9 protein-coding genes are annotated in these 12034 nt (G+C 60.3%); 8 read left to right on the forward strand and 1 reads right to left on the reverse strand.

Going from position 1 to position 12034, the window contains the following annotated elements:
- Positions 1-4 precede the first annotated feature (4 nt).
- Positions 5-1861: a TonB-dependent receptor plug domain-containing protein gene (locus BLR80_RS01870; RefSeq protein ID WP_092075674.1), complete on the reverse strand. Its 1857-nt coding sequence runs from the start codon at positions 1859-1861 to the stop codon at positions 5-7.
- A gap of 296 nt (positions 1862-2157) precedes the next feature.
- On the opposite strand from BLR80_RS01870, the gene BLR80_RS01875 reads away from it, so the two are divergent.
- From BLR80_RS01875 to BLR80_RS01910, 8 genes are all read left to right on the forward strand, one after another.
- Positions 2158-4254 carry a putative bifunctional diguanylate cyclase/phosphodiesterase gene (locus BLR80_RS01875; protein WP_092075676.1) on the forward strand — a complete coding sequence of 699 codons (2097 nt, stop codon included), beginning with the start codon at positions 2158-2160 and terminating at the stop codon, positions 4252-4254.
- Positions 4255-4305: 51 nt separating this feature from the next.
- Positions 4306-5358, forward strand: coding sequence for a sensor domain-containing diguanylate cyclase (locus BLR80_RS01880; RefSeq protein ID WP_092075678.1), 1053 nt, complete (start codon positions 4306-4308; stop codon positions 5356-5358).
- A gap of 33 nt (positions 5359-5391) precedes the next feature.
- Positions 5392-5910 carry a V4R domain-containing protein gene (locus BLR80_RS01885; RefSeq protein WP_092075680.1) on the forward strand — a complete coding sequence of 173 codons (519 nt, stop codon included), beginning with the start codon at positions 5392-5394 and terminating at the stop codon, positions 5908-5910.
- Positions 5907-7232 carry a sensor domain-containing diguanylate cyclase gene (locus tag BLR80_RS01890; protein WP_092075682.1) on the forward strand — a complete coding sequence of 442 codons (1326 nt, stop codon included), beginning with the start codon at positions 5907-5909 and terminating at the stop codon, positions 7230-7232. Before BLR80_RS01885 ends, BLR80_RS01890 begins: the two co-directional genes overlap by 4 nt.
- Before the next feature lie 97 nt (positions 7233-7329).
- Positions 7330-7776 carry a FecR family protein gene (locus BLR80_RS01895; RefSeq protein ID WP_171906274.1) on the forward strand — a complete coding sequence of 149 codons (447 nt, stop codon included), beginning with the start codon at positions 7330-7332 and terminating at the stop codon, positions 7774-7776.
- A complete protein-coding gene (locus tag BLR80_RS01900) occupies positions 7773-8390 on the forward strand; it encodes an OmpA family protein (RefSeq protein WP_092075686.1) in 618 nt (205 codons plus the stop codon). The genes BLR80_RS01895 and BLR80_RS01900 overlap by 4 nt, the downstream gene beginning before the upstream one ends.
- A 1-nt stretch (position 8391) precedes the next feature.
- Entirely contained in the window at positions 8392-10374 is a 1983-nt protein-coding gene (locus tag BLR80_RS01905) for a CHASE2 domain-containing protein (RefSeq protein WP_092075688.1), read from the forward strand.
- An 878-nt stretch (positions 10375-11252) separates the two neighbouring features.
- Positions 11253-12023, forward strand: a complete 771-nt coding sequence (locus tag BLR80_RS01910) for a hypothetical protein (protein ID WP_092075690.1) — start codon at positions 11253-11255, stop codon at positions 12021-12023.
- Positions 12024-12034: the final 11 nt, after the last annotated feature.

Genomic DNA, 12034 nt, shown 5'->3' on the forward strand with positions numbered 1-12034 from the left:
GTTATCAGGATTGCCAGCTGATGCCGACCAGCAGCCAGCGGCCGGGTCGCTCGACAAAGCCACTTTCATGACCTTTCTGGTCAAACAGGTCGGTGACGTCGAGATGGCAGGACCAGTGACGATCGAATTGCCAGCGCAGGCGGCTATCGACCAGCAGGGCGTCCTCGCCGCCGAAACGACGTTCGTAGCGCAGCTGTAGCCGCTGGCTGAGCGGGGGCAACCACTGCAGTTGCAGGCCGGTGTGCAACTGATGACGCAGCTGATCACGACTGTACTTGGTTTCCAGACCGTTGCTGCTGAAATCACTGTGGAGCCAGCTGTAGTTCAGCTCAAGCTGAACCAGCCAGGGCAGCAGCGGCCAGGGCTGTTGCCAGGTCAGGCCGCTTTCAACACCCCAGTTGCGGCTGTGGGCGACATTGCGCACCTGCCAGAGGGTTTCTCCGGGGGCCTGGGCCCAGTCGATCAGGTTGTCGCTGTCACGCCGGAACAGGCTTAAATGGGCCTGACGGTGCTGGTCCTGCCAGCGCAGACCCGTTTCCCAGGTGGTTGCCTCTTCCGGTTTCAGGTCGGCATCGCCCCGGTGGTTGGGGGTCTGGTAGTACATTTCGGTGTAGGTCGGAATGCGGAAGCTGCCGCCGACGGCAGCGAACCAGTGCCACTGCCGGTTGATGGCCAGACTGATCTCGGCACCCGGCCAGCTCTGCCAGCCCCAGCGCCGGCTGTAAAGGGCATGGAGTCCGCCTCCGAGTTGCAGACGATCGCCCAGGGCGTAGCGCTGATTGAAAAACAGGTTATGCAGGTGGCGCTGGTGGTCGCCCAGGCTGCTGCTGCGGATTTGCTGCCAGTCGCCGCTGTAGCCGAAACTGCTCTGCCCCAGGGCGGATTCCAGCGAGCCCTGCAGGCCCGGTGTCAGGTTGTGGCTGGTGCTGTCATTGCTGAACCAGCGGCCGTTGTAGGCATAACGGTAGCGGTCCTCGTGGCGGTTGAGGCTCAGCGTCGGCCGCCAGTGCAGTCGTTCGCCGTACAACTCGGCGGCCAGCAGGGCGCGGGCGTTGCGACTGCGTTCCTTCTGCTGCGGATCGTCGAAATAGTAGCGGCTGGCGCCGTAATCCCGCTCGCTCAGGGCCAGCAAGGCCTGCATTTCCTGGCCGGCCAGTTCCCCCTGGGCCTGATAGTTGATCACCTTGCTGTTGAAGCCTGTTGGTTCGTCGTGGCGGTGTCCGGAACTGTACAGGTGCCCGGCGCCAAGGCGGTGATGCCAGTTGCCCAGCTGCCAACGCGCCTGCCCCTGGGCGTTGAGGGCGTCGTGATCGCCAGCGCTGAGGTCGGCACGCCAGGCTGGGCCCTTGCTGGCGCGGGTGACGATGTTGATGGCTCCGGCCATGGCGTTGGCGCCATAAAGGCGGGCGCTGGGACCCTTGACAATCTCGATGCGTTCGATATCGGCCAGCTGCAGGGGCAAATCGAGGTTATGGTGGCCGGTCTGGGGGTTGACCTGCGGAATGCCATTAATCAGAATCAGAGTCTGTTCGAAGCTGCCGCCGCGAATGGCGACATCCGCCTGCTGCCCAAAGGGGCCGCGCTGGCGCAGGTCGACGCCGCTGACTTGTTCCAGGGCGTCGAACAGGCTGCCGCCGGGCAGCCGTTCCAGATCGGCCCGTTCAAGGATGGTCACGGTCTGAGCGGCTTCCTGCAGGGGCTGGGGGCTGCGGCTGGCGCTGACGATGAGCTCCGCCAGCTGTTGCCGCGGTTCGGCCGCAGCGTTACCCGCAAGCGTCACAACCACGACAACCGTGAGGAGCAATGCCCTCAAGGGCTTGTGCTGGGGCAGGGCAGCAGGTGAATGATGGAACAGGGACATGGCAGCTCCTCTTTTTGCCTCAGGGGTCAGACCCGGCTATGGCGTGCATTGGTCAACTCATGATAAGGTCTGGGTTGACGATGGATTGAAGCAGGCCAGGCCTGGTTTTGTCAACCATGTTTATTGTTCTGGTTGACGTAGGGCTGGCCGGGCTCCCGGCATGGACAAGCGATACAAACCTGCCATACTGCCAAAGACCTGCTGGCAGGCAGTCCGTAAGGGCTGACCAGGGGGAGCGTTAAGACCGAGCGGCGGCGCCTGCGGGAGTCCGGCCGTCGCTGTTCAGGGAGCCACCGATGGAAGATCTCCACCAACAACAGGTACCGCAAATTGCCCTGCACCTGTGGCCGGTGGATGGTCTGCTGGTGCTTGATGCCTGTGGTCGGGTGCAGTCGATGACGGCTTCCGTGCGAACCCTGCTGCAGCGTTACGGTATCGGTGTCGCCGCCCTGCAGCAGGTGCTGCCGGCCGGATTGCGACGGCTGGAGCAGGCCGGCTCGGCCATGGAGCAGGTCGCCTGTCCCGATCTGCTGCCAGGCTTGGCGCCGCAGGACAATCTCTGGTCGCTGCAGTTGCTCTACGATGGCCAGGGTGGCCAGCAGGCTGTCCTGCTGCGTCATCACAGTTCGGCTGATGGCGCCGCGGCCGATCTCTGGCAGGCATTGCTGCTGCATCTTGATCTGCCACTGGTGGTGACGGATGCGCCCGGTCGTTTGCTGTTTATCAACCCGGCCGCCCGCCGGTTGCTGGGTGAAGCGCCGCAGGTCGGTGCCGCCGGGGTGTTTCTGCCGGCCCTGACCGCCACCGAGAATGACCAACTGGCTGCCTATCGTCTGACGGTGCTTTCCACCGGTGAGGCTCTGGTGGCCCGATCAGTGCCGGAGTGTGGTGGCCAGACCCTCTACGAGGTCACCTTTACTCCGCTGCTGAATGAAGCTGGCCAGGTTTATGCCCTCATCGAAACCCTGCACGATCTGTCCCATACCCAGCAGATGGAGCTGCGTCTTGGACAGCAAGAGGAACGCCTGCAGCAGATGCTGCTGTACGACCAGATGACCCGACTGCCCAGCCGCTTGCAGTTCGGCAAGCGGCTTGATGCCGCGATTGCCCGGGCTGCCCAGCGCGGTGATCAACTGGCGGTGATCTGTCTCGATCTCGATAACTTTCGCAAGGTCAATGATTCGCTTGGCCACGATGTCGGTGATATGGTGCTACGCCAGGTGGCGGAAAGACTCAGCGCCAGCGTCGGCGTCAACGACATGGTGGCGCGGCTCAGTGGAGATGATTTCTTTGTTTTGCTTGACCGCCTGCTCGATGCGGATCACGCTCGGGTGGTGGTGGAAAACATGTTCTGGGCCATCCGCGAGCGCCTGCCGGTGGCGGGTTACGAGCTGTTTCTTACCGCCAGCGCCGGCATCAGTCTCTATCCGGCGGATGCCCGTCAGACCCAGGGGCTGATGCGCTGTGCCGATGTGGCCATGCACAAGAGCAAACGGCGTGGCGGCAATGGTTTTCAGTTTTTCACGCCGGAACTCGACCGCAACCTGCGCCATTACCTGGCCCTCGAAGCCGATCTGCAACAGGCCCTGCCGCGCGGGCAGCTGCATCTGCTGTATCAGCCGCAGTATGCTCTGCGCGATGGTCGCCTGATCGGACTGGAGGCGCTGCTGCGTTGGCAGCACCCGGAGCGGGGAGCTATCGGGCCGACCGAATTCATCCCGGTGGCTGAAAACAGCGGCCTGATCGTCGAACTCGGCTACTGGGTGCTGGAACAGGCTTGCCGGCAGAACCGCGTCTGGCAGTTGCAGGGCCTGCCGCCGGTGGTGGTTGCGGTGAACATCTCGCCCCGCCAGTTCCGGCTTTCCAGCCTGGTGGCGGATGTTGCGGCCATTCTGCAGCGCAGTGGACTGGATCCCCACCATCTGGAGCTGGAGATTACCGAGGGAACCATCATGGAGGATGTGGAACTGGCCATTGCCACAATGGAGCAGCTCAGTGCCATGGGTATTCGCTTGTCCATTGATGACTTCGGTACTGGCTATTCCTCGTTGAGCTATCTGCGTCGTTTTCGTATTTCCAAGCTCAAGATTGATCGCTCCTTTGTCGAAACGATTGTCGAGGAACCGGGTGCGGCCCGGATCGCCCACTCCATCGTTGATCTGGCCCGCAACCTGGGTCTGGCGGTAATTGCCGAGGGGGTGGAGAACAGTGCTCAGTTGCACTGCCTGCGCCGGTTTGGTTGTGAGGAGGTACAGGGCTATCTGCTGGGAGTACCCGTACCGGTGGCGCTGGTGCCGGACTGTTTTCGTGTGCCGCCGGCACTGGCGGCCTGTAATGATAGCGGATCTGATGATCTGCGGTGTCCAAGCGTTTGCGACAACGAGTTGGAATGACGGACAAACTCAAGAACGCGCGACTTTGTCGAACGGCGCGTGGAGGAGCGGATGGCTGAATCCTGCGAGGATCGTCGGCTGCTGGAGATGCTGCACCGGCGCAATGAAGAGCTGCAAACCCTGGTTCAGATCGGCAAGACGCTGACGTCGACGCTGGATATTGAAGAACTGACCAATATCATCATCGAAAAAGCCAATCTGCTGTTTAAGTCACGCGCCTGGTCGCTGCTGTTTCTTGACGAGGCCAGCCAGGAACTGGTGTTTGATGTGGTGGTTTCCGAGGTGGCCCCCCAGCTCAAGGGCCAGCGACTGGCGCTGGGGCAGGGTATCGCCGGCTATGTCGCCTTGCAGCGCCAGCCGCTGTTGGTGGCGGATGTGCGCCGTGATCCGCGCTTTTGTGCCGCGATGGATCGGTTGACCGGGTTTCCGACCTGTTCGGTGTTGTGCGTGCCGGTGCAGATACAGGGACAGCTGCTTGGGGTGATGCAACTGGTCAACGGTCCCGGTGATCCGTCTTTTAACGATAACGACATGCAGCTGTTGGCAACCATTGCCGACTATGTTGCCATTGGCATCTCCAATGCCCGCAATTTCAGTCGGGTGCATGAGTTGGTGATCACCGATGATCTCACCGGGCTGTTCAACGCCCGCTATTTCGATGATCTGCTCACGACCGAGATCAGCCGTGCCCACCGTTTTGGCGAACCCCTGTCCCTGGTGTTCATGGATCTGGATCATTTCAAATGGGTCAACGATCGTCATGGCCACCTGGTGGGCAGCCGAATGCTGGCGGAGATCGGGCAGCTGCTGAAGAACCGCATCCGGGCAGTTGATTTCGGTGCCCGTTATGGGGGAGACGAGTTTGTGCTGATTCTGCCGCAGACCGGCAAGACTGGCGCCTTCGAACTGGTCAGTCAGTTGCGCCAGCGTATCCGTGAGCATGTTCTGCTGGCGGATAATGGCACGCCTGTGCAGGTGACGGCCAGTTTCGGCATTGCCAGTCTGCCAGAGGATGCTGATAACAAAATTGATCTGATTCGATTGGCCGACAACCGTATGTACCGGGTCAAGGAAACCTCTCGTGACGGCATATGTCTCGATTAATGAGATAGGTCGGCGAACGACAAGGAGAATATCATGGCGCAGCCATACCGCTTCAACTGGAACGATCTGGGGGATTTGACAGAGGGTCGTCCCCATCTGGGGAACAGCACCTCGGTACAGAGTTATCGCCTGATGCAGTTCACTTTCAAGCAGGTGCTCTGTGAACGTTTTGGCCGCGAACAGACTGCCGAGCTGTTTCGGGCGGCCGGCCTGCTGGCGGGCCGTGAATTCTGCAGAAATCTGCTGGATACCGGATTGCCGCCGATGGATTTTATTGCCGCTTTGCAACAGCGGCTGATCGACGAAGGAATCGGTATCCTGCGTTTTGAACAGACCGATCTGGAACGTTTACATTTCGTCCTGACCGTTGATGAGGATCTCGACTGTTCTGGTCTGCCGCTGATGGGCGAAACCGTCTGCGATTACGACGAAGGCTTCATTGCCGGTGTGTTCGAACAGTATCTTGGCCGACCGTTCGAGGCGGTTGAGATCGACTGCTGGGCTACTGGGGGACGGACCTGCCGCTTTGAGGTCCGGGCCATGCCTTTATGAGTCCTGTGCCTGAGAGCGGCCGCGCGGCCATCGCGCTGCTGCAGCAGCTCGATGGCTTGCTTCAGCAGCTGCAGCGAAACGGGCGTCTGCCCGAGGACGCGGCCTTGGTGCTGCCCGGGTCTCTCGATGACGAACTGGTCGGGCCGGTTGAGCGCCTGAATCTGCTGGTGCGCTGGCTGCAGCAGGCTACCCGCCTGGGACGGACACTGGCCGATGGTGATCTGCAGGTCAGTCTGCCACGCGACAATCCGTTGCTGATGCCTCTTAAGGCGCTGCAGGCCAATCTGCAGCATCTGAGTTGGCAGGCCTGCCGCGTGGCCGAGGGCGATCTGAACCAGCGGGTGCATTTTCTCGGTGATTTTTCCACCGCCTTCAATGCCATGATCGCTGCCCTGCAGCGCAATCGCGCCATCGAGGAACAGCTCAAGACCCTTACCGAGGTGCTGGGGGAGGGCGTCTGTCTGGTGGATGGCGCCGGTGGTCTGACCTTTGCCAATCCCGAAGCGGCGAAACTGCTGGGGCTGGGGCAGGAACGTCTGTCGGCTCCCACTGCTCCGACCTGGACAGGACGGAAGCTGCTGGATTTTTTTGCCGCCGCGCCGGCGGCGGCCGCGCAGCTGCGGCAGGCCCTTGAAGCCGGTCACGATTTTCACAGTCAGGATCTGTTGCTGCAACCGGCCGGGGGTGTGCCCGAACGGCCAGTGGCGCTGGTCTGCCGACCGATCTGGCAGGAGGGGCAGTATCAGGGCGCGGTGTTGGCCTTTCACGATATCAGCGCCCAGAAGGGCTATGAAAAGCAGCTTGAAACCCTCAATCGTCAGTTGCAGCAGCAAGCCACTACGGATGCCCTTACCGGTTTGGCCAACCGGATGCAGGCCGAGCGCTTATTGCAGAAAGAGATGGAGCGCGCCAACCGCTACCAGCATCCGTTGACGGTGATACTGCTCGATCTCGATCATTTCAAGCAGATTAATGACCAATTCGGTCACGCGGCCGGAGATATGGTATTACGCACCGCTGGCGCGCTGTTGCGCGACAATCTGCGCGACAGCGATAGCGCTGGCCGCTGGGGCGGGGAAGAGTTTTTGCTGTTGCTGCCGCAGACCGGTGCGCAGGCGGCCTGCCGGGTAGCGGAAAAACTGCGTTTGGCTCTGCAGCAGGCCGATTTTGCATTGCCCCGGCCGGTGACCGCCAGTTTCGGTGTTGCCGAACTGCAGCCTGCTGAGGATGGTGCGCGGCTGACGGCGCGGGCCGATGATGCTCTGTATCGCGCCAAGGGCAGCGGCCGTAACCGGGTTGAACTGGCCGAGAGGGAATCCTGAGAAAGGGGCCTGCGCCGTGCTGCCGGTCATATTGTGGCGAGAGTTGCGCCATCATGCGCATTGGATAAACGCCTGCGGGCGAACCACGGGAGGGGCCATGAAATGCTCAAGAGTGGTGCTGTTGGTTCTGGCCATGGTGCTGGCGACAGCCTGGAGCTGGGCGGCAGTGACGGGAGTGGCGGTAGTCAAACAGGTTGCCGGGCAAGCCGAGTTGGTGCGGGCTGGTCAGCGGCAGCCGCTGATGGCCGGCATGGCCCTGCAGGCCGGCGATGTGCTGACGACGGCGGCCGATGGTCAGGTGGGGTTGATTTTTCATGATGGCAGCGTACTGGCGCTGCGCGACAACAGTTTTCTGCGCATTCAGGCGTTTCGTTTCGAGCCTTTGGAGGAGCAGTTCGATTTTCAGCTGTCGCTGGAGCAGGGCGGTGCGCTGTTTGAATCCGGCAAGATCGGCACCCTGGCACCGGAACAGTTTTCCTTTGCCATTCCGCAGGGGACGATCGGCATTCGCGGCACCAAGTTTATCGTGGAGGTGGAGCCATGAGATCCGCTTGTTGCGCTATTACTGGCTACTCGTTTGCACGGCTGCTGTTGGTACTGCTGACGGCACTGCTGGCGGCCTGTTCCTCCAGTCGCGTGGTGCTGCTTGATGCCGGGTCCGCCGGACAGGGGCTGTGTCTGACCACTGCCGCAGGTGAGCTGGCGTTGTCGGAGGTGAACAGCTGTGCGCAGGTGCGCTCGGCCAGCAGTCGGCCGCAGGTGCGTCAGCTGAGCGCGGTCGAGGTGGACACCCGCTATGGTGCGCTGATCGACCAGGCGCCTCTGCCGCCGGTTTCCTTTCTGCTTTATTTCACCACGGGTGGCACTGATCTGCAGCCGGCCTCGCGCGAATTGCTGCCGCAGATTGAGCAGGCCATCGTTCGTCGGGTACCCTGCGCGGTGAACATCATCGGCCATTCCGACCGAACCGGCAGCCGCGAGTACAATGTTGCCCTGTCCCTGCGGCGCGCCCAGGCCGTGCAGCGCTGGTTGGAAAGTCGCAATCTCGATATTCTGGCGGTGTCGGTGGAATCCTATGGCGAGGAGGATCCTCTGGTGCCGACCGCTGATAATGTGGCGGAACCGCGCAACCGGCGTGTTGAACTGCTGATTCGTTGACATGCGTATTCTGGCCCGCTACGGCCTGATTCTGGCATTGGTCATTGTTCTGCATGGTCTCTGTCGAATCAGCGGAGCACTGCCTTTTTTCGATTTCCGTTGCTACGATCTGCTGGCTGGTCGGCCCGAAGCGCCATTCACGCCAGACAGTGCCATCACCCTGGTGGTGGAAATCGACGAAGAAAGCCTGCAGCGGCTGGGCCAGTGGCCTTGGCCGCGCCTGCTGCTGGCCAAAACGGTGGAGCTGCTGTTGCAACAGCGACCGGCGGCGGTGGGGCTCGACATCTTTTTTCCTGAGGCTGACCGCACCTCACCGGTGCAGATTGCCCGCTTTTACCGGCAACTGCTTGGCCTGCAGGTGCCGCTGGAATCGTTTCCACCTGCGCTTATCGACCATGACCGCATCTTTGCTGCGGCGCTGGCCCGTGGTCCCACGGTGTTGCCGCTGTTTCTGCAGCACCAGCCGACGGCCGAAGATCGGCCGTTGCCGGACTCTGCCCGTTTTGGTCCACTGCCGCCGGACAGCAAGGTGCCCCAGGCGGGAGCCTTGCTGATCAACACGCCAATACTGCAGCAGGCTGCGACGGGCAGTGGCTATATCAACGCTGCCCTCGACCGCGACGGTGTGTTCCGCCGTCAGCCCCTGGTCATCGGTTATGATGGCCAGCTGGTGCCGGGCTTGGCCCTGGCACTGCTGCGTCAGATTGATCCAGCGGCTCGTCTGTTGCCGTCGGCACCGGAGTCCTGGGCGCCTTTGTGCTTTGATGTGCTGGGCCGTACGGTGCACACCAATCAGCGGGGTGAAACCCTCACCCGGCTTTATCCGGCAACGGCTTTCCGGCGGGTTTCCCTTGCGCGTCTGCTCAGCGGCGAGGTGCCGGCGGATCTGGCCAGTGGCAAGATCGTTCTGATTGGGGCAACGGCCGCCGGATTGTTTGACCAGTACATCACGCCGGCTGGTGAGGTGTTACCGGGGGTGTTCGTGCATGCCGCCCTGCTGGAAAATCTGCTGCGCGGTGTCAGTCTCTACCAGCCGGACAGTGCGCCACAACTGGCCTTCGGCCTGTCACTGATGCTGTCGCTGGTGCTGGTCTGGCTGGTGTTGCAGCACCGTTATCTGCTGTCGTGGATCACCTATCTGGGCGGTGTCTGCGGGGCGGTCCTGTTTGCCTGGCTGTTGCTGCGCCAGGGGGTGTATGTCGCGCTGGGCTATTTCCTGCTGCCCTTTTCCTTCTTGTTCTTCCTGGTGTCTCTGTTTTTTGCCGTTCTGCACTATGTTGAGCGCAAACGCTTTTTGGAGGATCTGGGCGCCGCCCATTCCGCCACCATTGACAGCATGACCATGGTGGCCGAAAGCCGTGACATCGAAACCGGCTGCCATATCCAGCGTACCAAGGAATATGTGCGGCTGCTGGCCAAGCAGCTGTTGTGTCAGGGACTGTTTCCGCGGCAACTGTCCCCCCATGTGATCGACTTGCTGTTCCGTGCCGCCCCCTTGCACGATATTGGCAAGGTCGGCATTCCCGATGAAATCCTGCGCAAGCCGGCGCGGCTGACCGATGCGGAAACCGCCATTATGCGCAGCCATGTCACCATCGGTTACCGCGTGATCCAGAACGCGATCAACAGCTACAACAAAACCAACGAATTTCTCAGTATCGCCGCCAATATCGCCTACAGTCATCATGAAAAATGGGATGGCAGCGGCTATCCGCAGGGGCTCAGGGGCGAACAGATTCCACTGGAGGCGCGGTTGATGGCCCTGGCCGATGTGTACGATGCCCTGACCAGCCGGCGCTGTTATAAGGATATCTTTCCTTTCGAAGAGGCTGAAGAACTGATTCTTGCCGAGAGAGACCGGCATTTCGATCCGCGCATCGTCGATGCCTTTGCCCTGTTAAGGCCGGCGTTTCGAGAGGTGGCCTGTCGCTATCGGGCCAGCGAACAGGAACAGCGCCTGGCTGCCAGGGCGCAACTGGCCTGAAACTTGCGGCATCAGTGCCGTGGGCGATGAATCGCGACCTGGCTGGGTTTTTTCTTTACCTGTCTGACGGGCGGAGGTAAAAGGGGCGGTGCTGCGGAGACCGTGGCATGGTTGCTGGTTTACCAGGGGGATGTCCAGAGGAACGTGAAACAACAAAGGGGCTGGGCTTGTCGCCCAACCCCTTGATATTGCTGGAGCCACCCATCGGATTTGAACCGACGACCTACTGATTACGAATCTCGCTTAATCCTTTTTCCCGCTTTTTATTGTAGCGCGATGCCTTGATTTGTCGGGCTTTTCTGCGAATGCCTCCTTGCTTTATCCTGCCCCGTTCGCCCTTCCTTGCGCCAGCACATGACAAGCCGCATGACACCGCACCCTGTGTCATGCCCTTTGTGGTATTCCCTTTTTTTTATATTAAATAAAAAGAAAGGTCACGAAGGTCACAAGGTCATAACCTGCTGAAATCAAAGACTAAAATTTAATGACCTTCTGAAAGCGGAAGGTCACAAAGGTCATTTTCTGCCGGGATTGTTTGCGGCCTGACCTTTGCGGTTTGTGTTCGCCCGCTGAGAGCAAGGGGGCGGGGTTTTGGCTAGGCCCGGCTGTGATTGTTTTTCGCTTCGGAGTTGTGGGCCGTTGTATGACGCGCCACAAGTGCGCCCCCTGCCTGCCTTTGCCGCCCGGCCTTTTGATTGTTTATCAAATGCCCTATCAGATTCTTTCATATTTCCGGCATGTTAAAACCCTGTGTCATGTTGTTTGTCATGTTGCGCTTTTGAGTTTATGACAACATAAAAACAGCGGGACTTGACTGTCAAGATGAAGTCGGGCTATCAAGACAGGGTGACTCTAAAAGTTGAGAGGGGGGCGGTTGAGTGAAGAAAATTGACTGGGATGAAATCAGCCTTGACGACTTCAAAAAAGACCCTGTCTCGGTCCTTGAGGTGACGGGGGCCTATTGGATAGCGCGGCCTGAGACTGACGAGGATTGGCAACGCCACTATTTTTTACAGGTGGAGTTTTACGACCTGCGCCAAGCGTTCGAGCAGGGTTCTGCCAGTGCCGCTGTGACGGCATACTTACTCGCGTGTGATAGTGGTTACGACCCGCCTTATTGGGTTCAACGGTGGCTTTATGATGCGTTTTTTGAGTTCGACGCTTCCGCCGGGCAAAAGGGCCTGCGGGCGCTGCTCAATTTGACGGGCAAGCAGCGAACCGGGAACGAATACGCACAGCGCTTGAGGCTCGACCGCGATGAAACCATATTCGCGGGGTTGCTGCGGCTGAAAACCTTGACCGGGCTTGGCGTGGAAAAATGCGCTGAGATTTTTTCTCATCAAGGCGGAGGCTTCTATAGTTCGGGCGGGGGCTATTACCGCCACCGACAACGGCTGCACTTTGTCGCGCTGGGGGTAAAAGCGCTGTGCGGGATTTTTGACAACAACAAACATCTTTTGTCCGACCCTGACAGCTGGGCTTGCCATTGGCTGGAGGATGCCCAGGCGGACCCCGCCGGGGTTTTCGCTGAATACGGCGAGGCCATGCGCAAAGCCGCTGCTGACACAAATTGCAGCTTCACCAGCGAGGACTTCCGCCGCGTTGAACAGCGGGTTTTGCAGGGGGAGCCCGAAGCCGCACCCGCCTAATATAAAAAGTT

Source organism: Desulfuromonas thiophila (genome assembly GCF_900101955.1).
Lineage (GTDB): Bacteria > Desulfobacterota > Desulfuromonadia > Desulfuromonadales > Desulfuromonadaceae > Pseudodesulfuromonas > Pseudodesulfuromonas thiophila.